Source organism: Dysosmobacter acutus, from assembly GCF_018919205.1.
In the GTDB taxonomy this organism is placed as follows: domain Bacteria; phylum Bacillota; class Clostridia; order Oscillospirales; family Oscillospiraceae; genus Oscillibacter; species Oscillibacter acutus.
On the sequence record NZ_JAHLQN010000001.1, the window covers coordinates 3,068,275 to 3,091,081 of the forward strand.

Sequence of the window (22,807 nt, forward strand, 5' to 3'; positions counted from 1 at the left end):
TTATTCGATTTGATAATACTGCACATCGCCGCCCGAAGAGACGGTACAGTAGCCGCTGGTGTTTGGTGTGTGGATCTCGGCGATCTGCTCCGGCTGCTCAATCAGAACGATGTATTTGGGCGGAACCTCTTTTACTGTGGAGAGCATTTGGTTGATAAGCTGCTCTTTACCCGGCTCCGCGTAAATGATCTCGTAAACCTCACCATCCGCAAAAAAGATGATTTTTGCGGGATAGTCACTGACAGAATGATATTCCACCTGCTCCATAAAGTCGGTAAGAACCCAAACAGCCTTTGAAAGCCCATGATCGATGCTTTCCTCCACCTCAGCGGGAATGCGGTAATACTCGCCGCGCTGCACAATGCGGCCCTGCTTTTGCAGGTAGGACAGCAGATTTCGGATTTTACTTTCCTTGTGCGGATAGAGCTTCAAAAGCTGCATCTCCGTCAGAGCGCGGTACATGGAAACATCCCGCAAAATACCGGCTGCTTCCTGCCCATAGATCTGTTCCCTCGTTTTCATTGAAACATCTCCTCGTTATGCGTATTGAAGCCGTATAATCGCCGTATTGCTGTTGATTGTGGAGCGTTATACGTCCTAAATGCGTATTGTGTACGGATTAGCATGGATGCTGCTTTGGCGCAGCACGCTGAGCAAGCTCGGCCAGCTCCCGGCGATCCGTGGTGATCAATTCCTTTTCCATTTGACTGCACTTGATCTCCACGGCAATATTATTGTTATTTGTGCTGATGAGAGCGCTGCCGCGTTCGAAGTGCGTAATTTCCATCAGCTCAGCTTCGGAAAGGTGCAGGACACCTTGGACACGCTGGGCTTCTTCCTCCTCCAAATTCAGCAGGATCTTAGTTTTGCTGTTGTTGATGATGCCCTTGCCGTATTTACCGTCGTCCAGCGCAAAAAAGTCGTTGAGATCCTGTGTGGCGCAGACAAGGCTACCGCCATAGCCGCGGATCGTCTTGGCAAGCTCCAGAACGGATTCGGCGGCCTGCCGGTTGCTGCTGGCGCCGATGAGCTGCCAGCACTCGTCCACGAAGATGGCTTTTTCCGCCGTGCGGTTCTCTTTGGCCTTGTCCCATACAAAGTCGAGAGCAACAAACATCCCCACCGTCAGCAGATCACCGGTCAGCTCAGAAATATCAAGGACAATGTACTTATTGTCCAGCGCCACATTGGTTTGCTGATTGAAAGAGCGGGCAGAGCCGTTGACCAGCCGATTCAGGATGTTGGCAAGGCGCTTTGTTTCCGGAGAGGCGGCGAGAATTTCATACAGGTCGCCCAGGATCGGCATTTCTTTATAGCGCCCGGGATGTTTCGGCTGTTCCAGAGAAGCATTGTCATGTGTGATGCCCTTGACCCCGTAGGTGCAGATCATGGCATCATCCAGAAGCTGCCGCTCCTCGTGGGACATGTCCGGAATTAAGAGACTGAAAAACGTGTGCAGCCGCTGAATTTTGGCTGCCAGCAGAGATTTTTCCGCGCCGGGGCCATCCAGCAGATCGTCCACGGACTTATCTGCCTTGCGGATCTCCATGATGTTGATGCAGTTTTGAGAAGCCGGAGATATGGAGATAAACTGTCCGCCGATGTTGGAACAGGCCCGGTGAAACTCATGCCCTTTGAGCGGCGCGATGATAAAGACCTGAATTCCCTTGCGGCGCATACGCAGAGCCATCAGCTGAAGTGTAAAGGTTTTTCCGGCTCCGCTGGTTCCGAGAATGGCGATATTGGCATTCTTGTAGACGCGGGAATCGAAGATGTCCACGATGATGAGAGAATTGTTGTGTTTATTGACGCCGAGAAGAATACCGTTGTCATCGCACATCTCATAGCTGGTGAAGGGATAACAGCTGGCGGCTCCCGTTGTCAGAACATTCCGCTTAGACCGCTCATAGAGCTGGCGCTCCAGAGAAACCAGAGGAAGAGAGGATAAAAAAGCCTGCTCCTGACAAAAGGAACAGGTCTGTACATCCATGTCCTGCGAAAGCAGGAGTTTTTTCATTTCCGCGACCTTCCATTCAAGGTCATCCACGCTGCCGGCTGTGACGGTGATAAGCAGGTTCAGATAATAAAAATCCTCATTGTTGGAAAGACCGTCTTTTAGAAAATAGCCGCTGCGGATCGCACCGTCGAGATCGTCAAAATCCGTGTTGGTGTCGCTGGTTTCCTTGATTTTGCTGCGGTTGATACGGAGCTGCTGCCCCAGCTTTCTGACCATGCGGTCCTTTGGCTGCCGCGCGAGAAAGACGTCCAGATCGATCCCGTCGCCGGCGTTGACCAAAAGGCTGAGCCAACCGGCGGGAACGCGCGCTTTATAACCATCTGATGGGACAAGAAGATAGGCATAATACAGCCCATCTACACAGAGGTAGTTTCCATGGGTAAGGTCGATGCTGTCAGGGGCATAGAACTCGTTGACGGGAATAGTGTTGATGTCCCGCCCGGCGGCCATGTAGTCCGCCAGAACGGACTTCACCCGCTGATAGAACGGCTCACTGCTGGCCCTGCGACAAAGAATGTTATAAAGGATCTCTGCCGTGGCGTCGTCCTCGTTCTCAGGGGAAATGACCTCGTTGCCGCATTGCCGCAGATAATTTGCCGCCGTGCGTGCGGCCGTTTGCAGAGAAGCGATTGCATCCTCTTCCTCGTGGCCGCGTTTGGTGCCGGGCAGCGGCTCATACTCGAAAACAAGGAAAAAGCGCCTTGTGATTGCCTCACGGGAGCCAAGCTGCCGAATGAGCTTCAGGTAGTCTTCCTGCAGGACACGGCAGCGCGGATCCTGCTCATGCTCCAGCTCCCTGCGGACGGTATCCAGATGCCGGTTAATGTCCGCACGCTTTGTCAATGCCTTGAATTGCACCTTGACCGGGGCAATTTTCAGATAGGAAATGAAGGAGTAAATGATGCTGCGCTGCTCTCTCGCGCTGCGCAGCAGGAAGTTGACGGGAACCACCTCTACAACCTTAACATAGCGGTGATCTCTTGTATAAATGACGCCGTGCTCAATCTTCTCGATAGGGATATAGTCCGCCAGGGCATTGAGCGGCTGAACGGCTTCTTCCTCCTGCAAGAAGGTCTTGAACTGCGTCACGCTGCGCTGCTTCAGATCAACAGAAAATCGGCTGCGGCTTTTGGGGAGCGGAGGATCTTCTGCTTCGCAGTCGCTTTTCCGCTGCTGCGCCCAGCTGGGCAGCAGCGTTTTTCCATTTTTGCCGCCCTGCGTCCCATCGCGTGAAAGGATTCTGCGGTTGTGCAGAAAGCAAAAGAACAGGCGGATAAAAGCGGACAGGCTCATGCCGGATACGCCAATCAAAGCGAGAAGCACCAGCGGAAGAGCTGTCAGGCATAAAATCACAACGCGGACGGTGAGGGAAAACGGAAGGTGCAAAACCGGCACACCAACCGCGAGGCCAAGGATGACCGCCTCAATCGTATTGCGGGTTTTCAAAAGCCCGCCGAAGAGTGTGCCGCCCTCCATAAAGTTGGGAGGGATCACATACACCTCAAATTCTTCCGGTTTCATAGACAGCCTCCCTTATATCCGGTCTTTCCGCTTCGGCGGATCGGGCATCTTCTTGACGATCTCCTTATGATAGTCGATTTCGCCGTCCGGTGCGGTAAAGGGCTTCTTGATTACGGTATCAACGGCATACTGCTTGTACCATTGGACGCCATCGGCAGAGAAGACCTTCTGGTGTTCACCGTCCGGCGCGGCATATTGCCCGGTATGGTACATTCCAAAGGGAATACCCTCCGGATGCTCCGGAGAATACTCTGTGCCGGTGATGCGCCCACCGCCGATCTCAATGCCGGAATAGGATATTTGCGGTGCGGTGTCTCCCTGAGCGGTAATGCCCATGTAGGAGGACAACGCCTGTGACGCAAACTCTCCGGTGATGGAGCCGGTGGAGTGCAGGTCTCCGGCTGCGACCATACCGATCACATCGTTGGCAAAACGTCCGCCCTCCAGCATGGAGTTGGTAAAAATACGTCCGCCGAGGCCAACGGAATGCTGCGACTCCCTGCGGAGTGAGGAAACCGAGGCAGTTCGGGTACTGGAAGCGATTTGCTGATGGGTCACGCCCGTCTGCGACTTTTGAGAAGCGCTTTCTCTGCGCGTCTGCTTTGCCTGATGAACAACGCTTGCTGCCTGCCGCTCGGCATTTACAGTACGCTCCGTGGCCTGATGCGCGGCGGACATGGTGGCGGAAGACGCTTTCTGTGTTGTTTGCGTCGCAGTTCTTACGGCGTCATTGGTGATTTTCCGACTGACAACGCCGGCCAGACCACCTTGCAGAAAGCTGGAAGATCCGGATGCGGCGGCGCCGGCACGGCTGGAGGCTCTGTCGGCAAAGTTCCCGACAACTTTTCCAGCCGTGCCGGCAGCGAGGGAGACACCCTTGAATGCGACCATCGCCTCACCCAGCATGGAACCGCCGGTATGCCCCACGTTGACGCCGATGCTTGCCATGAAGCTGTCGATTTTCTGCGAGACTTTGAGAAAGCCAACCGCACAGAGAAACCAGACCAGAACATTCCCCGTCACGGCCTCGCGGCTGGAACTGCTGACTGCGGCTTCAACATCGCTTTCCTCCAGAGCAAACGCAGGTACCGCCAAGGTGAGCGCAAGCAAAAGAACGGTGCCCAGCAGCGGAATGATTCTATGATATTTCTTCGTGGTAATGACCTCCTACATGGAAAGCGGATTTGAGATGAATGTGCCGACCATCGTGATAAACAGCCGAAGACACCATGCGTTCATCAGCAGCAGGAATATCTGCCCGCCGAACATCCGGCACCAGCTCTTAAAAATATTTGCGGTGGATTGCGATGCGCCCATGGCAAAGGCTACCGGTGCGGTATAGACCAGGACGCCAAGCAGCACATACCGTTCTGCCGCTTCAAACAGCAGCTTAATGTAGTTCCACGCAAGAATCAGTGTCAGAATCAGAACAATCAGCGCAACGCCGCCGTTGGCACAGACGCCGATGATGGTCAGCAGAACAGAATTGAAGCTGGCAAAGTCCAAAGAAGGAAGCTCTGAGGACAGTATCCACGCATAAGGCGTTCCGCCTATCGTCAGCGCAATGTTTACGATTTCATCCGCATAGTACGCAAGTACAATAAACAAGATCGCTTTGGCTGTCAGCCTAACCGGATCTTCAGCTTCAATTCCCAAGCCCAGTCCGTAGTTCTTGAACAGATTCCAGACCCAGCCCAACAGGATCAGCCCGATGGCAAGTGCCACCAGAAGGCTATACATGGTTTCCGCTGCGGGAAAATATCGCAGAAATGTGTTCATGTCACAGCCCAATGCCCCCAAAACAGAGGTGTTGATCATATCCAGACCGTACATGATCTGCTCCGCGATCCACTCTACAATACCGTCTAAAATTCCCATGGCTTTTACGGGGCGGTCCACTGCCCGCCGCTGAAGAAGGGCGTAACATAGCTCATAATGAAGCCAAGGCCATTCAGCACGGCCCAAGTGATAATGATTCGCTTGAGCCATGCCCGGCTTTCATCGACGGTTCGGCCGCTGCGGGAGAAATTCATCATCAGCAGTGCGACTGCGGCCGTAACGATGGCTGCAATCGTGGAGATGCCGAGGATCTGCGTATAGACATCCCGCATGATCTCATTGGCCTTCTCCCACACGGTTGCGGCAGAAGCCGGCTGACAGAGAGACGCGGATAGCGTGGCGGTCAGAAACGCTGCATACAGCCAACGGCCGATATTGCCACGCGGCTTTTTCCCAATACGGGGAGACGGACACTTGTGCTTCAAAAGCATTACCTCCTTGTGTTGCCCAAAAGCAGGAAACAGCACCCAGCGAAAGCCGGATGCTGTTTCATTGACCGCAGAAGGGCATAAAAAAAGACGCACATCAAAAATGGCGTCCTCCTGCGGCTGCTTTTGGTTTGTTTATAGTTTTGAGCATACTTAGTTTAACATACGGCGATTTTGCGTTCAATAGCAAAACCCTTCCAATTTCCTCCCAATTCTCTTTCAAAATACTCTCACACATCTGGCGGGAAAAAGCAGTCCAGCGTTTTCAAAGTGTCCTGCGCGGAAAATCCCCAAAGGACAGAGCTTAACGCTTCCACGGCAGCTTTGCGCAGGCGGTAGTAGGTGCTGAAGCTAATGTCCCTGATATGCGGGTGGAGCGCTTCAATGATCTCCTCCACATTTTTCAGCTTCTGTGGGGATAAAAATGAGTAATACAAAATCCAGTAGTACACCTCTCCGCTCTGGTGGTGCGTGCGGAGAAGGTTGACGGAATTTTCAAGCAGGGTCAGCATTTTGTAGCTGCGCTCAATGCACCTGGCATGATTTTCGATGTCCGTGCCGCCGAGATCCGCGCCTGCCATATAGATGGACTCCAAAAAATCTTCAATGCTGCAATCATAATCAATGCGAAACTGATTTTTGACCTGTCGGATAGACAGTTCCAGGCTCCATGTTACATCTCGATATTTTTTGAGCAGTCTCCATGTGTCGTGATAGCGGGCATCCTCTTCCGGCCGTTTTTCATACATCTTTCCTGACATTGTCGCACGCTCCTTCCGCTTCAGCATTTGGGATGATCGTCATTTCAAACCGATACAACGGACTGCCGGCGCCGCAGCAGATCGCAAGTCCCGCTGAGATAGTGCCTTTCTCTATTCCTACCGTGCAGTCGTCGGATAATGGATATAACATATATTTGGATTTTGGGCATGAAAGGCAGGAAATGCCTTGCGCTTCAAGGGTTCGCAGCACTTTCCGAACGAAGTACAGCATGTGAGGTTTTGAAACGCTGGGAAGCTCTGTTGAAACGCAGATCTGCTCATCAGAAATTGAGCCGGACTCTGGCGAAATGGTATCTGGCACAGATACGCGAAGGTTCAGACACATAGCAACCTCCTCTTTGTCTATCATGACATCCGAAATTTGGAACATGGTTGAGAGATAATTCTTTAGGTAAATTACCGTTCCGCTGCGGCCTGGGAAAGTCAGCAGAGAAAGATAATCAAAATCGGCCAGTTTTTTGAGCAGCCGCCCCACGCTGGAACGGGAGATTCCCCAGCGCGCGGATAATTCGCTGTAATTGACGAGCGGATTCCCTGTGCCGTTTCTGAAATACACAACTGGCCCGATCTCAGAGCCGCGTACTTGCTGATCCTTATAAATCGCAGAGATCCAAAGATCCAGAATGACATCCATCTCGGATGCGCGTCCCGCGGAGATCAACTCCGTTGCCGTTGAAACAGGAATGAAGAAAAAACCGGAATCTTTTTGGCATGGGCAGTTATAATCGAGCGCGGTGTTATTGCGCCGCCAGTCCGTAATGGAGAACTTTACGATATGCCCGCGGCCGAGGCGGGTAAATGTAATGAGCTGCCGATCCTGCAAAGATTTTAGAATTGCAAATGCCTGATAATGGAAACGGACACGAAACCATTCTGCAACATCGGTGATGGAGCAAACCCATTCACCAGGATAGACCGTATATGAAATTCCATCTATGCGTCGGTAAGAGGTTCTGAAGTTGGCATAGGAGCAAAGAACGACATAATAAAAAAGACCGGAGCATCCGCCTGTGCGAATGCTCCGGTCTGCAATCAGAGTTTGCATAAATTCTCGATAAATTCGGCATCGTGGATAATCTACAACCTGCCTGAGTTCAAGCTGATAGTCTGCCATGGGTGGCCTCCTTTGCTAAGCATGATTGCTTTTGCATACATGATGTGATATGCTTTTTTTGCCATTAGAATAAGTGACGGATTCGAACACGCGCAAGGAAAATCTGCCTCATTTTTTGCTAATGGCCTGCTAATTTGCAGTTTGAAATATCGCAGCTAATTTCTTGCTAACGATTACTTTGGTTATAAAAGGCTCTGAGAGTTGACTGTATTGCACAATAGGAGATATGGATAATAGCCGCAGCATGGTCGAAATGCACAGCGGTATATGTGAGGACATCGCAGGCAATTCGACAAACATATCTCCTAAGCGGTAGGCCGGAGGTTCAAATCCTCTCGGGCGTGCCATATCAGAAATTGCCTGTTCATTACCAGTCCCCGCCTTCGGCAAGGGTTCCTGGCTGGACAGGCAATTTCTTTGCTTTTGGGTCGGAACGGGAAGCATATATCGATTTTTCTGTCTCCGGCGAAGGCTCTGCGCCTCTTGTTGTTAGCAGCTGATACCCATCTCGTCTTACCACTCAAACGCAGGTCTTCAGGACCGGCATTTGAGTGATTTTTTTGCCGTTCCCGACAGCTGTAATTCAACATTGATTATCTTCCCCCCATCTGCTATAATATATTCTGCATAGGTTCCAAGATTGCAGGGGGCACGCACAGCCTCCCCGGATGCCGTCGGCGAAAACAGCGGCAGGAAAAGCAATACGGGAACTGTTGGTTGTATGCGCCAGGCGGTGCGTTCTGAATTGAGAGGGGTATGGCTATGACGGTCAGGGAAGCTTACGAAACGCTGGGCGGAAATTATGAGGATATGCGTTATCGGGTTGACGAAAAGATGATTCTGCGGCTGGTCGGCATGCTGTTGAGAGACCCGAACCATGCGGCCCTCCGCGTGGCCCTTGAACAGCGTGATTACGAAACCGCTTTCCGGGGAGCGCATACCATCAAAGGCGTCGCGCTCAATATGAGCCTTACTCCCTTGGCCGAAAAGGCCGGCGCCCTTACAGAGGCCCTGCGCGGCCGGAGGGATAACCCCGGTATTGGGCCGGCATTTGCTGAATTTGAGCAAGCATATCAGGATATGCAGGCGGTCTTTTCCCAATTACTTGTCTCATCGGGAGGCAACGCGCAATGAACAAGAAGCCAAAAATTCTTATCGCAGATGATTCTGAGATCAACCGGGCAATGCTGTCGGACATTTTAGCCCCGGACTACGAGGTGCTGGAAGCGTCCGACGGCGAAGAGGCCGTGGCCTGTCTGGACCAGCGGCACAGCGAAATCGCTCTTGTCATATTGGACATTGTGATGCCCAACATGGACGGCTTTGAGGTACTGGCGGTCATGAATCGAAACGGCTGGGTCAATAATATCCCCGTCATCATTGTCTCGTCGGAAACCTCCTCTTCCTACATCGACCACGCCTATCAGCTGGGGGCCTCTGAATATATCAACCGGCCGTTTTTTAAAGTCGCAATACAACACCGGGTCGACAGCACCATCAAGCTCCACGCAAAGCAGAAGCATCTGGAAAACATTGTTGCCGAGCAGATACTGGATAAGGAAAAAAGCAATATGGTCATGGTGGACATTCTCAGTCACATTGTGGAATTCCGCAATGGAGAGAGCGGCCTTCATGTGCTCCACATCCGCACCGTCACCGAAATACTGCTCAAGCAGCTGCGCAGAACCTGCCGCCAGTATGAGCTGACTCCGGCAAGGATCGCCCTAATTACCAACGCTTCCTCCCTGCATGACATCGGCAAAATCTCAATTCCAGAAGACATTCTCAATAAACCCGGGAAATTGACAAAGCAGGAGTTTGAAATCGTCAAGACGCACAGCGCCCTGGGTGCGCAGATGCTGGAGGGCCTTACATATTATCAGGAGGAGGAGCTGGTGCAGGTGGCAAGGGATATCTGCCGCTGGCACCACGAGCGATATGACGGAAGCGGGTATCCCGACGGGCTCAAAGGCGATGAAATCCCCATTTCAGCACAGGTGGTTGCCATAGCGGATGTTTACGACGCCCTGACCAGCAGGCGGGTGTACAAACCGGCTTATTCCCACGAGCAGGCAATGTGCATGATCCTGAACGGAGAATGCGGGGCGTTCAACCCGCTGCTGCTCAACTGCCTGAACGCGGCAGGAGAGTATTTGAAGCGCGAGGTGAGGGTCCGTTCGGCAGGTAAAATAACCCGGGATTCCATTCACACTCTGGCATATGACGCGATTCACAGCTATAACGTCTCAGACCGGACATTGGACCTGCTGGAGCAGGAACGAACCAAGTATCAATTCTATGCCTTGATGACGAAGGAAATCCAATTCGAATACAGCTATGGTTCTGATGTGCTGATCCTCTCAGAATGGGGAGCGTCCCATCTTGGCATTAAGGAAAGCATCCCGCATCCGCGGAGCAGTCCTGCTCTGCTGCGGATTTTTTCCAAAGAGGATTTCAGCGATCTTTGTGAGCGGCTGAAAGCCGCTGTTCCCTCGTCTCCGATTGTCAGCCAGGTTTATCGCCTGACGGTCCGGGGTGAGCCAAGATGGTACAAAGCGGTGGCCCGCCCGATCTGGGGGTTGGATGAGGACGCCCCTCCCACACAGATCATTGGCAAATTTGTTGATAACGAGGAAGAGCAAAGTGCGCTGGAGATGCTCACACTGCAAGCCCGGCACGATGATCTGACCGGACTTTTGAACAGGAATTATGCGCACGACGAGATTGCGCAGCGCCTCTCCAATTTGAAAGAGACAGAATCCGGCGCCCTGATGGTTTTGGATCTGGATACTTTTAAAAATGTGAACGACAACTATGGTCACTCCTATGGGGACCAAATGCTGAAGGCCTTCGCGGAGCGGCTGAAGAGCAGCGTCCGCGCTTCGGATCTTGTGGCCCGCATCGGCGGCGATGAATTTTTGCTCTATATGGAATACAAGGAATCTGTCGAAAAGCTGGTGGAGCGCATTTTCCATACGGTGTCCGGCACTTACGGCGGGTTTGAGGTTTCGGTAAGTATCGGCGTCGCTCTGGCGCCCCAAAACGGCACGGTCTATGAGGAGCTGTTTCTCTGTGCGGACCAGGCGCTGTATGCCTGTAAGCAGGACGGGAGGAATCGGTGGCGGTTTTATGACGGCTCCATGCGGGGAATCCTGTCGTCCCATTCTCAGATGCCTTCCGGGGCAGCCGCAGAGGAGGAATCTGTATGAAAGCCGGTATAGTTAGGGGAATCGCCTCTATCCTGAGCGTCTCCCTGCTGCTTTTGGCCCTGGCGGGCTGCAGCCGGCAGGCGCCGGAGGGAAAAACCGTGATAAAAGTCCTTTATTCCAATAGCTTTCAGCAGCTGAAAACCCTGGTGGAGTCCACCTATGACGATATTGCCCTGCAAGTGGAGATTACACCCTATTCCAGCGAGCAGCTCCGGCGCCTCAACAGAGGCGTGGGGCCGGACCTGGTGATCATGCCGCAGCCTGATTCCAATCTGGTGCAGAAGTATCTGCTGGATATCAGCGATACAAAGGCCAGCGCGGCCTATGACGGCACGATTATGTCCTCCGCAAAGATAGATGGAAAAACGTATATGATCCCGCTGCCCGGTGTGTACAGCGGATATGTGGTCAATGAGACGCTGTTCAGGCAGGCCGGTCTGGCCTTGCCCAGCGATAACACGGAGCTGGTTGCCTCGCTTTCCAAATTAAAGGAAAAAGGGCTTGGCGTGGGGGAAGACGGCGTCAGTTTCTCCATCATGAGCGATTACAACACATCGGTGGGCCTGTTCTATGTGGGAAGCATGGTGCCTGATTTTCTTGGGACGGTCGAGGGGGTAAAGTGGCTGGCGGATTTAAAAAGCAAGCAGGCCTCCTTTACCGGCACCTGGGAGCAAAGCTTTACCCTGTCAGACGCCCTTGTGGACGCGGGTGTGATGGACCCAGCCGCAATCGCCCGCCAACGCAATTCTGTCCTCTGCCCGCAGCGCTTGAGCACCGGGACCCTTGCGGCCGCCTTTGGTGATTCCACCCTATACTGCGCAAGCATTGCCGGCAACCGGGAAGCCGCTGAGGCCGGCACCGCGGCGCCCTATTCCTACCGCATGCTCCCGCTTCTCAGCGACAAGGGAAATGCGTCATGGTTTCTCTTTTCTCCGTCCGCCCTTATGGGCGTAAATAAGACCATAAGCGAAGAAAAGCAGGACGCTTGCAAACGCATTCTGGATTTGCTTTCGACGCAGGATGGCCAGGACGCTCTGATTGCGGATCTGGGAGCGGGCAAGTCCTGCCTCACCGGTTATCAGCAGCAGGGGGAGCTGATTCCAAACGGTGTGGAGGAGCATGTGGAGTCGGGTTATATTTACAATGTTTTATTTCCAAGCAAAACCGTGGAATACCTGGGCGGCTATGCAAGAAACGTCATGGCCGGCAGCTGTACGGCGGAGGAGGCCTTGCAGGCAATTGATCAATTCTATCTTGCGGGCACAGACGAGTCCGAGTATGATTTTACGGTTATCGGAATGATGAGCCGTGATCTGCTGCTTGAAAGTTTCAATGTTCGCCGTAAAGAAACTGAACTTGGCAATTTTATAGCGGACTGCGTTGCCGACGTCTCCGGCGCCCCCATTGCAGTGGTCAATGGCGGAGGAATCCGGGCCAGCTTCTATCAGGGCGTGGTCTATGGCGGAGATCTCGCGGTGGTATGCCCCTTTGATAACCAGATCATTGTGCTGGAAATGAGGGGGCAAACCCTGTGGGATATGATAGAAAACGGCGTATCCACCTGCACCGAGGAGTTTCCCGGAGGACGGTTTTTGCAGGTGTCAGGGCTTCGCTATACCTTTGACAGCCGCAAACCGGCCGGCAGCCGGCTTACAGCTGTCACAACGCCGGATGGGGTGGCCCTGGATCGAAACGCAGTCTACCGGGTCGCGGTGACAGACTATATGGCAGGCGCCAAAACCTATGCCGAAGGGAACGGGGACGGATACACGATGCTCAATTATTATGACGACGGCACCCCGAAGGGCGCTGTGACGCTTGTAAAGGAAACCGGGCTGAATTACCGGGACGCCCTGTCACAGTATTTTGAACAGCATCGGGATACCGCCGTGGATGCAGCCCTGGAAGGCAGAATCAGCGATTTGGCACAGGAAAACTAATCAAACCTTGACCGCGAAAGGATGGGGGCCTTGAAGACTCTTACTGAAAAGAATCAAAAGCGCGGCATGCTGGTTTTTATTGCCGCGCTGCTTCTGATCGTCGCCATCCTTTGCGTGTTTGCGACGGCGATTTACAGGGGCGTATCAGACCGCACGGTGACAAATATCAGCGGGGTTTATCTGCAGGAAATGACCACGCAGATCAGCAGCCATTTCCAAACCAATCTGGGCAGCCAGTTTTCCCAGATTCGCACCATCACGGGCGCGATTGCAAAGGATGACCTGGCGGATGAAGCAAGCCTGAGAGAATTCTTGGCACAGGCGCGCACAGACAATGATTTTGCCCATATCGCCTTTATCAGCGACAAGGGAATTGCCTATTCACCGGAGGGGGCTGTGCCCGCGATGTCAAAAATCTCCGATCTTGACAAATTGCTGCTGGGCTCCGGAGAACTGATCTCTGTCAATGAATCCATTTGGGAAAGCGGTACGATCCTGCTTGGGACCTCCCTGACTCCCGTGCAGTTCCAGGACAGTCAATTGGTCGCCGTAATCGTTGGGATCCACGCTTCCGATATCGGATTAAAACTTGGTCTGGACAGCAGGAAAGAGACAAACTCCTATACCAATATCGTGACCTCAGATGGAGACTTTGTGATCAAGAGCGCCTTTTCAGAAGAGGTTTTGCAAGGGACCAATTTGTTCACCATATATGAGCAGCAGGCAAGCTTTGACAGGGGCTATGATTTGCAGTCCTTCCGCGCTGCAATCGACGCCGGGGAAAGCGGCATGACGCTGTTGAACATCGGAACCCATCATGTATACCTGTATTATATGCCGATCCCCGGAACGGATTGGTACATGGTGACCAGCATGGCGTATGAGACAGTGAACAGCCAAATTGTCTATTTGAGTCAATTCATGGCGGCTGTAGGCGTGGGAATCTTCTGCATCGTGCTTGTCACAGTACTGGTCTTCTTTTTCGCGCTGCGGAACAGCGAAAAGCGCAGCCATGCGCTGCTGATGATGGAAAAGGAGCGGGCGGAGACGGCAAGCCGGGCGAAAAGCGACTTTTTGTCCCAAATGTCCCATGAGATCCGGACTCCGCTCAACGGCATTCTTGGGATGGTGGAGATCGGGAAAAACCATATCGACGAACCCGGCCGGATGCGCAACTGCCTGGACAAGATCACTCTTTCGTCAAAACACCTTCTCTCACTGATCAACGATATCCTTGACATGTCCAAAATTGAAAGCGGCAAGGTTGAGCTGCATTCCGAGCGGTTTGACCTGGGCCAGCTTCTGAAGATGCTGACCACTGTGTTCTACGTACAGTCGGTCAAAAAACAAATTGATTTTAAAATTTTCCTTCGCGGCGAGATTGCAGAGCACCTGGTCGGCGACTCGCTTCGGCTGAATCAGATCCTGACCAATCTGATCTCAAATGCCTTGAAATTTACGCCGGAACACGGGCGGGTCAATTTGTGCGTGGAAGAGCTGCGGCGGGATGGGGACAGGATATGGCTCCGCTTTGAGGTCAAGGATACCGGCCGCGGAATCGCCCCGGAGAATATGGACCGCATCTTTGAGGCCTTCATCCAGGAAAACAGCGGGATTGTCCGTCAATACGGCGGCACCGGCCTTGGACTCCCCATCACCAAAAGCTTCGCGGAGCTGATGGGCGGATCGATTGTCGTCACAAGCGAAGTGGGTGTGGGCAGCGTCTTCACCGTCGATTTGCCTTTTGCGCCCGATGGCGCGGGGGAACGCGCGGAGCGCTGCGGAAGCGGCCAGCGTGTTTTGGTTGTAAATCAGGCCGCGGAACCGAAAGCACATCTTGCCGAAGTGCTGGAGAAAGAAAACTTCCGGGTGGATTGTGCATCTGAGGAGGAGGCCGCCCTGCTGGCGGTCCAGACGGCCGCGCGAAGCGGCTCCCCTTACGAACTGTGTTTTGTAACGTGGGATGTCTTTCGGGAGATGCGGCAGTTTACCGCCAATATCCGGCAAAATACAGGCAGCGGCGGCCTGAAGATCATTCTGGCGGGACAGGATCAGGAGGAGCTGGACGACGCCGCAGAAGGCTGCGGCGCAGACGCCACTTTGTGTCTGCCCGTATTTCACTCCGGCATTGCGGAGGTTATGGCGAAACTGGCGGGGCAGGACCATAACCGGCCGCAGGCGGAGCAGTCCGACATACTGGCCGGCGCACAGGTTTTGGTGGCGGAAGACAACGAGATCAATCTGGAAATCACCGATGCCCTGCTGCAAGACGCCGGAGCCATTGTCACCAAGGCCCGGAATGGCCAGGAGGCCGTCGCACGGTTTTCCGAAGCGCCGGAGGGCTTCTACCATCTGATTCTGATGGATATCCAGATGCCGGTAATGGATGGCTACAGCGCGACACAGGCCATCCGCGCCCTTCCCCGTTCCGATGCCAAAAGCACCATCATTATTGCCATGACGGCAAACTCTTTCCATGAGGATGTGCAGAAATGCCTGGACAGCGGCATGAATGCGCACATAGCAAAGCCCTTTGTGATGAATGACATTACCGGTACTTACGCAGCGGTTTTGAAAAGGCCGGCAGAACCCAGGCAAAGTCCTTGCCCATGTGACGGGCATTAACAACAGAATGTGCGGCGGAGAAAGGCGGAGATCCATTGATGCTGATGTATGAAAGGGTGTTCCAGATTCTGAAAAACAAAATTGAGAGCGGACTGCTGCCAGAGGGAACAAGCCTTCCCTCCCGCGCCGATTTGTGCCTAAAGTTTCGCACTTCAGAAAAAACGGTCCGCCGGGTGTTGTCCATGCTGGAGAAGGAGGGGCTCATTGAAACATCTCAGCGGAAACGCCCCGTGGTGAGAGCCAGCCGAACCGCCGGCCACAGGACGACCATGCTTGCTCTTGAAAAAATAGACAGGGATGTCACAAACGATGTCTTGAAAACAGGTGTTCTTCTGTGCTATCCGGTGATCAAAAAGGGAATCTCGGCTTGTAAGCAGGAGGACCTGAAAATCCCGCGCAGGATTCTGGACAATATGGAAATCGCCAGCGCACCGCAGTTTTGGAAATTATCCAAGCGGTTCTTCCGTTTTTTTGTCGCCCGAAACGAGAATTCTTTAATTTTACAGGCCGTTGACAGCCTGGGGCTTACCGACCTGGGGCCGCTGCACGACGACATTGCACTCAGAAGCAGGTACTGCATGCAGGTGCGGGAGTTTATGCGGGTCCTTGAGGCGGGCGGCGCACCGGAAAGCGTTCATTTTGACGATATGTCCGGCTTGTACGGAATGGAGGACGGCACAGCCCCGACTTTCAATCTTGCGCCCGACTCCGCTGTCCTCCTTGGCAGAAAGCGGCTTGAAAAGCTGATGGAAGCCTCTGAGGTAAGATATTCCGCCGTATATATGGATATTGTCGGACTGATTGCCGCCGGCCGCTATCGGCGGGGAGATCGGCTTCCAAATCACAAAGAGCTCCAAAAAATCTATGGCGTCAGCGCGGATACCACCGCCAAAGCAATACAGACCTTGAAGGAATGGGGCGTCGTAAAGGCGGTTCGCGGCGACGGCATCTATGTTGAAATGGACCAAAACGATATCCAGAAGGTGCAGGTTCCGCCCCGTTTGATCGCTTACCATGTCCGGCGGTATCTGGACACGCTGGAATTGTTGACGCTGACCGTGGAGGGCGCCGCCGTTTGCGCTGCCGCAAACATCACCCTGCCGGAGGTCCGGGCGGTAAGCGCCGAAATCAGCCGCCTGTGGAATGAGGAGTATCTGTACGGTCGCACGCCGGCCATCCTCCTGGATTTTATCACCAAGCATCTTGGGATCAAAGCCTTGGGCACCATCTACGCTCTGCTGCAAAAAAACCTCCGAATCGGCCGCAGCATCCCGGGGCTGCTGACCACGGAAAAGACGCCGGTGAACTGCAAAATCCATGAGCAGTGCGCGGAGGCGGTTGAGGCTCTTTCCGCCGGCACTCATGAGCTCTTCTCCCGGAAAACCGCGCAGGCGTTTGAGAGCATCTACCGGCTGACGATTGAGGAGTGCAGGCGGCTCGGCTATTATGAGGTCGCAATGCAGGTCTACGATGGAAGCGCGCTGTGGAAATAAAATTGAAACGGAACAGCCCTTCCGGGAAAGGAGTCGAACCGCTTGAAACCGATCAACAAAAAGCAGCTGCATACCATTTTGCTGCTGTTGCTTTATGTGACAGCCGTCACAATCAGCATTTTCTATGCTGTCTCCTATTTTATGAGCAATTCCACCGAACGCGGCCTGCTTGCTTTTGAGCGTTTTTCAGAGCAGATCACATATCGGGTCTCCGACCACCTGAGCAAATACACCGAACAGATGATTTTGCTGAAAAGCGAGCTCATTGACCGCCAGGTTACGGAGTTGGATGAGATTCATCACACTTTTCAGCGCTATATTGACAACTCCGCCCTGAAAGGAATCGGCTTCGTGCTTGACGACGGCACCGCCCGCTCTTATACCGGTGAAATGGAGGTGTTTGACCACCCCATCGATGTTCTGGACGTACACAATTATCCCTATACGGTTACGCTGTCTCAAAATGCCGTGAACGGCGAGGATGAACTGCTGTTCCGCATCTTGTGGGATCGGCAGGGGGATTCCTCCGCCGTCGCCATTTACGGCTATTTGCCGATGAGCACGATTTCGGATCTTCTTAAAGATACGACATACGGAAACGCGGGCGCTTTTGTCTCCATTGTCGACCACGAGGGCAACCATCTGTGGAACAGCTCCAACACGCTTGAGAATAAAGAGGGGCACAACGTCATTCAGGACCTGGAGGTTTACGATCTGACTGGCGGCGCCACGGCTCAGGAAGTCGCCACGCGGCTGAATCTTCAGCTTTCCGGCCTGGTAACCTACACGGCGTATGGGGATGAGCGGGTGATGTTTTACGAGCCGATGGGCTATAATTACTGGACTTTACTGACCATTACCCCCCGCGCTTCTGTGCTGAATACGGAAAATGAGGTTAAGATGATCCTTGTTTTGACCGCGGGGATCCTTGCCATTGTGGTCGCTGCCGTGTGGTTCATTTATAAGAACCGGAAAATGCAGCTGGCGCTGGCCGTTGCGCAGCGGGAAAGTATTTTCAAAGGTCAGTTCCTTTCGAATGTCTCCCATGAGATCCGCACACCGCTCAACGGCATCTCCGGAACCCTCCATCTTCTGAAAAACGGCGGGGCGGACCCATCCAAACAAAGGGAATATCTGCTCCGAATGGAGGACTCGGTGCAGCAGCTTACGGAAATCGTAAATGATGTGCTGGACATGGCGAAAATTGAAAACGGCAGTGTGGATGTGCGGCCGGAGCGCTTTGACCTGCGCAAGCTGAGCGAGAAAACATCACACATATTTGACGCCGCCGTTCAGGAGAAAGGGATCTCGCTTCATGTGGACCTCTCCGGGCTGGAGAACCGTTTTTATGTGGGAGATGCAAGAAAGATTCAGCAGATTCTGACCAATCTGCTCTCCAACGCGGTGAAGTTTACCAGTCAGGGCTCCGTTACCCTTTCGCTGTCAGAGGACCGCAGCGGCGAAATCCGCATTCTTGTCTCCGACACCGGCTGCGGCATGACCAAAGAATTCCAGGAAATCCTGTTCCAGCCCTTTACGCAGGAGGATACGACCTATGGCCGGACCCAGACCGGAACCGGGCTGGGTATGGCGATTATTTCACAACTGGTCTGCCTTTTGCAGGGCACGATTTCAGTTCAATCGGAGCCGGACAAAGGGACAACTTTTACGGTAGTGCTTCCCCTGCGCCCAGATCCCGATCAGACCGTGCAGACGGCGAAGCCCGCGCCCCCGCAGGCTTCTCTTGCCGGGATTCACATTCTTATGGCAGAGGACAATGAAATCAACTCGATGATCGCGGAGGAACTGTTGACACAGGCTGGCGCGGACGTGAAAACGGTGGAAAACGGCCAGCTGGCGGTGGACTATTTCCTGGATCCCTCTTCCGAGCCTGTTGATTTGATTTTGATGGATATCCGGATGCCGGTAATGGACGGATTGGAAGCGACACGCCGTATACGCGCCTCCGGCCACCCACGCGCCAAAAGCATCCCGATCCTGGCGCTCACGGCAAACGGACTGGAGAGAGACAACAAAGAGATTTTAGACGCCGGGATGAACAGGCGGCTCTCCAAGCCTCTTTCCGTTCAGCTGCTGTATGAAACCATTCAAACCTATGCAAAGGGGAATGAAAGATGAAAAGGGAAGTAAGCCGGATACTTTGCCTTGGTGCGGCGGTCTGCTTATTCCTGGGCCCCTGCACGGGCTTTGCCCGGTATTGCAGTATGGCGGCCAGGTCCAGCTGTATCAGTGCGCAGGGGCAAATTCAAAACAACCTTGAATCCACCCTGAATCTGCTCAAGGTGATATCCGGGGAGCCGTGGATGCTGCCAGGAGACATCCCATACCAGCAAAAGGCCGAACACCTGGACCATTATAATGAGATCTGGGGCTATCAGATGATCCGGGCAGTGGATACGAGCGGCGGGGTCTACCGCGCCGACCACGAAGAGGCGGTATCCAATCTGAACAGCCGGGAATACATTCAGGCCCTGTGGGTCACCAATGAGCCGCAGATTACAGATGTTTTCCTGGCCGGCGCGGACGGCACCACGCTCAACTATACGGTTGCGGTCGCGGTTGATGGCGATGCGAAGAACAACGGCGCGGTATTCGCCGCGATTTACGACAGCAAGATGCGTGCCATTTTGGCATCCCAACCGATGCACACGATTTTGCTGGGGAAAAGCCAGCAGTGCATGTCAGGCAACGATGAAGACTCCCTGGGCGCCACCCTGGAGTCCAGACTGGAGGGCAAAAAGATCATAGGCGAAAGTCTGGAGTCCGCTTTGCTTCGGGTTAAAAGCGAGACCAGCGGAACCATATGGTTTCTTGACGGGCTTATACCGACCTGCTATGCGTTCGAAACGGTGGGCCTGGAAAGCGGATGGGTGGTCCTCTCAACCGCGTCATACGCAGACGTGGTCGGTCAGTTGATCCCCGCAATCGCGGTTTCCGCGGTTGGCATCATTTTGTGCATTGCCGCCTTTATATTGCTGCGCAGGTCTGCCTGCCCAGCGGCTGCGAAGGCAAAATAGACTTTATGGGCGCCCGCCCCGCATCAGGTTCCATGACCTCAGGCATTCGGCATCGCTCAGCCCGCACCAGTTCACCGGAGCAGTCAACAGCGATTCTGTGCGGGCGGTCCCAGCTTATTTTGTAATGGGGCCGGACGGGCATTTCAAGGATCAAAGCCCGAGCCTTTCATACGTTGGATAAAGCAGGGATCTGCTTCAATGAAGCAGATCCCTGCTTATTTTTGCATGTCATGTACTTCATATCATCATATCATAAAAGCGGTTTTCCGGCCAAAATGCCACGCTGTGTCCCAATGTGTTATACATCCGGATCATTCCACCCGCATTGCAGAAAAAGCCGCTTCCAACTGGTCTGCTTGCAGTGAAATTTGCTTGCAAAACTGTCAAATTATGTTACTATAGAGATAAAAATATAGAAAATCACAATGTGTTGTCGAACCATTGTGGGGAGGAGTTCATGAATCACAATCCCACCTATCCCCCGGAATATGAGGCCTCCTTAAATCCTTTGGATCGCATCCGCTTTTACACCCCTCAATTGAGTAAGACCCACAAAAAAATCGGACGCTTTATCCTGGAGAACTACGAAAAAGCCACCTTCCTGACCTCCGCAAAAATGAGCCAGCAGTGCGGCGTCAGCGAATCCAGCGTCATCCGCTTTTCCGCCGCCCTGGGGTATTCCGGCTATTCGGAGATGCAGCGTGAGCTGCAGGAGATCCTCAAGCGCCGTCTCTCTCTGAGCCAGCGGCTGGAGCTGACCACGGAGACCAACAGCGACAGCAACAGCATCATGCACAATGTGATGCTGCAAAACATCAGCAGCATCCGGGAGACCATGATGAGCCTGGATGAGAGCAGTTTTCAGTCCGCGGTGGAGCTCCTTGCCCATGCCGACCGGGTCTTTCTGTACGGCCAGCGCAGCTCTTACGCCCTGGTCTACTTCCTTGGCCTGGAACTGCGCTGGATCCGGGACAACGTGGTGATCATCAACGGCCATGCCCAGGAGTTGGACGCCCTGTCCACCATTGCGAAAAACGACGTTTTCCTGGCCATCAGCCTGCCCCGGTACCTGAAGGCCACCACCAAGGTTGTTCAGTTCGTATGGGAGCGGGAGATTCCCACCATTGTCATCACCGACACCAAGACCTCACCTCTGATCCCCTACGCCAAGGTTTCCCTGCTGGCCAACAGTGAGATTTACTCCTATTCGGACAACATTGTCCCCATTGCCAGCACCATCACCGCCCTGCTCAACGCCATCGGCGCGGCCACCCAGCCCACCAGCAATGAAATGCTGGCCCGCAACGAGCAGCTCTGGAAGTCCTTTGATATGTATATCTGAGCCTGTGGCTCCGTCCGGCGCGTCCTGTGAGAGGACGCGCCGGTTTTCCTTTGGGAAGCAGGCAGCAAAAACCGGACCCCGCAAAAACGGGATCCGGCTTTTGCTGCCTATCTGAATGCTGTTTGCAGGGGGTGATTTGTTTATTTGGCTCAACCTCTTCCGCCGTAGTCTTCACTATCTTATGCCAAAAGAGTTCTTTCCAAAAAACCATACAAGGTTTTTGCCGTCGCTATTATCGATGAAATGGTGACATATTCATCGCTTCCATGATATTTTTCTCCTGTTGGGCCAAACAGATATACCGGTACTCCATTTAAACGGTCGCTTAGATAGCACCCATCACAGCAACCTGTAAAATACGTGACGCTTGGAGCCATACCACAGCCATCTTTTACGCAAGTCAACAGCTGTTTTGTGTAAGCATTATCTTCAGCTACTGTGTAAGCTAAAAAGCCGTCTGTATCTTTACTTGGCGCTTCACGGAAATTTATCTTCCATTTGCATTTGATATCGGCGTATTTGATTGCATCCACAATTTCTTTTTCAACCGTCTCTTTTGTATCACCCGGAACTGTGTGCCGAATGATATTTATTTTTGCGTATTCTGGTACGCTGCATGGCTCCCCATTATTTTCTATCCCCAAGACGCAGCTCACACTTTTCCCCATTTGTGGGTCTATACGATACTTTATTTTTTCAATTTCTATAATTACTTTAGCAGCATCAGTTATTGCATTTACTCCCTCATTGGGCTTCGATGCATGTGCGGGCATTCCATGCAATTCAATATTGAGCGAAAAGATACCGTGACAGCCCAAACTGACAGAGGGGAAATCCACGTCACAAAAAGCGGCATTGGGTTCACAGATTATGACAGCATCCGTCCCGTCAAGTATGCCGCTGTTGAGCACAGCATCCGTTCCCAATCCATATGGGCCTTCCTCGTCGGAAACAAACGTCCCAATAATCTCTCCGCAAAAATCGTTTTTATGTTTTTCGTAAAAGGCTTTTATCGCCAGCATCTGGGCTACTACTCCACCCGTCATATCCACGGAGCCCACACCATAAAATCTATCCCCATCTAATTCGCCCCAGGGATTTTTTGTCCACCCATTGCAAAGTTCCACAGTATCTAAATGCCCATTAAAACAAATCTTTGGGCCCAAGCGTTTGCCTTGTATTTGCGTCACCACATTTTCACCACGAAAATGCGTAACTTTATCCTCTATATAGCTGTGGATAGACGAAGGTATACCATTGCGCTGAAACCACTTATTTGTGTACTCCATCACTTCGTGCTCTTGAAAATATGGACTTTGAATCTTTACCAGGTCAGACAGTAATTCTATTACCGCGCTTCTCTCAAAAACCTTTGTCTCCATCTGTTAGCAGTTTACCCCCTTTTCCCTGTCTATCCGTTATTTGAAACAATGGCTAACCCAGCCTTTTCAATTGCTGC

General features: G+C 52.9%; 16 protein-coding genes. 8 read left to right on the forward strand and 8 right to left on the reverse strand.

Features of this window, described 5'->3' with window-relative positions; translation table 11 throughout:
* The 7 genes from KQI82_RS15000 to KQI82_RS15030 all read right to left on the reverse strand — a co-directional run bounded on the left by KQI82_RS15000 (position 1) and on the right by KQI82_RS15030 (position 7,701).
* Entirely contained in the window at positions 1–522 is a 522-nt protein-coding gene (locus KQI82_RS15000; RefSeq protein WP_216633489.1) for a DUF5697 family protein, read from the reverse strand.
* A gap of 97 nt (positions 523–619) precedes the next feature.
* On the reverse strand, positions 620–3,538 hold the full coding sequence (locus KQI82_RS15005; protein WP_420908117.1) for a VirB4 family type IV secretion system protein: 2,919 nt from the start codon (positions 3,536–3,538) through the stop codon (positions 620–622).
* A 12-nt stretch (positions 3,539–3,550) separates the two neighbouring features.
* Positions 3,551–4,648, reverse strand: coding sequence for a hypothetical protein (locus tag KQI82_RS15010; RefSeq protein WP_216633490.1), 1,098 nt, complete (start codon positions 4,646–4,648; stop codon positions 3,551–3,553).
* Positions 4,649–4,705: 57 nt separating this feature from the next.
* Complete coding sequence (locus KQI82_RS15015; RefSeq protein ID WP_216633491.1) at positions 4,706–5,416, reverse strand: hypothetical protein; 711 nt, start codon at positions 5,414–5,416, stop codon at positions 4,706–4,708.
* Between the two features lie 5 nt (positions 5,417–5,421).
* On the reverse strand, positions 5,422–5,802 hold the full coding sequence (locus KQI82_RS15020; protein ID WP_368042492.1) for a fimbrial protein: 381 nt from the start codon (positions 5,800–5,802) through the stop codon (positions 5,422–5,424).
* Between the two features lie 233 nt (positions 5,803–6,035).
* Positions 6,036–6,566, reverse strand: a complete 531-nt coding sequence (locus KQI82_RS15025) for a hypothetical protein (protein WP_238074267.1) — start codon at positions 6,564–6,566, stop codon at positions 6,036–6,038.
* Positions 6,547–7,701, reverse strand: coding sequence for a MarR family transcriptional regulator (locus tag KQI82_RS15030; protein WP_216633492.1), 1,155 nt, complete (start codon positions 7,699–7,701; stop codon positions 6,547–6,549). The genes KQI82_RS15025 and KQI82_RS15030 overlap by 20 nt, the downstream gene beginning before the upstream one ends.
* A gap of 762 nt (positions 7,702–8,463) precedes the next feature.
* Here KQI82_RS15030 and KQI82_RS15035 point away from each other — a divergent pair.
* From KQI82_RS15035 to KQI82_RS15070, 8 genes are all read left to right on the forward strand, one after another.
* Positions 8,464–8,835 carry an Hpt domain-containing protein gene (locus KQI82_RS15035; protein WP_216633493.1) on the forward strand — a complete coding sequence of 124 codons (372 nt, stop codon included), beginning with the start codon at positions 8,464–8,466 and terminating at the stop codon, positions 8,833–8,835.
* A complete protein-coding gene (locus KQI82_RS15040) occupies positions 8,832–10,910 on the forward strand; it encodes a diguanylate cyclase (protein WP_216633494.1) in 2,079 nt (692 codons plus the stop codon). The genes KQI82_RS15035 and KQI82_RS15040 overlap by 4 nt, the downstream gene beginning before the upstream one ends.
* A complete protein-coding gene (locus tag KQI82_RS15045) occupies positions 10,907–12,850 on the forward strand; it encodes a 5'-nucleotidase C-terminal domain-containing protein (protein ID WP_216633495.1) in 1,944 nt (647 codons plus the stop codon). Before KQI82_RS15040 ends, KQI82_RS15045 begins: the two co-directional genes overlap by 4 nt.
* Positions 12,851–12,916: 66 nt before the next feature.
* A complete protein-coding gene (locus KQI82_RS15050; RefSeq protein ID WP_241426732.1) occupies positions 12,917–15,475 on the forward strand; it encodes a hybrid sensor histidine kinase/response regulator in 2,559 nt (852 codons plus the stop codon).
* Positions 15,476–15,513: 38 nt separating this feature from the next.
* Positions 15,514–16,968: a GntR family transcriptional regulator gene (locus KQI82_RS15055; protein WP_216633497.1), complete on the forward strand. Its 1,455-nt coding sequence runs from the start codon at positions 15,514–15,516 to the stop codon at positions 16,966–16,968.
* 42 nt (positions 16,969–17,010) lie between these two features.
* Positions 17,011–19,107: an ATP-binding protein gene (locus KQI82_RS15060; protein WP_216633498.1), complete on the forward strand. Its 2,097-nt coding sequence runs from the start codon at positions 17,011–17,013 to the stop codon at positions 19,105–19,107.
* On the forward strand, positions 19,104–20,006 hold the full coding sequence (locus KQI82_RS15065) for a hypothetical protein (RefSeq protein WP_216633499.1): 903 nt from the start codon (positions 19,104–19,106) through the stop codon (positions 20,004–20,006). Before KQI82_RS15060 ends, KQI82_RS15065 begins: the two co-directional genes overlap by 4 nt.
* Before the next feature lie 457 nt (positions 20,007–20,463).
* Entirely contained in the window at positions 20,464–21,348 is an 885-nt protein-coding gene (locus tag KQI82_RS15070; protein WP_216633500.1) for a MurR/RpiR family transcriptional regulator, read from the forward strand.
* 179 nt (positions 21,349–21,527) lie between these two features.
* Here KQI82_RS15070 and KQI82_RS15075 read toward each other — a convergent pair whose 3' ends face one another.
* Positions 21,528–22,730, reverse strand: a complete 1,203-nt coding sequence (locus tag KQI82_RS15075; RefSeq protein WP_216633501.1) for a M20 family metallopeptidase — start codon at positions 22,728–22,730, stop codon at positions 21,528–21,530.
* Between the last annotated feature and the right edge of the window lie 77 nt (positions 22,731–22,807).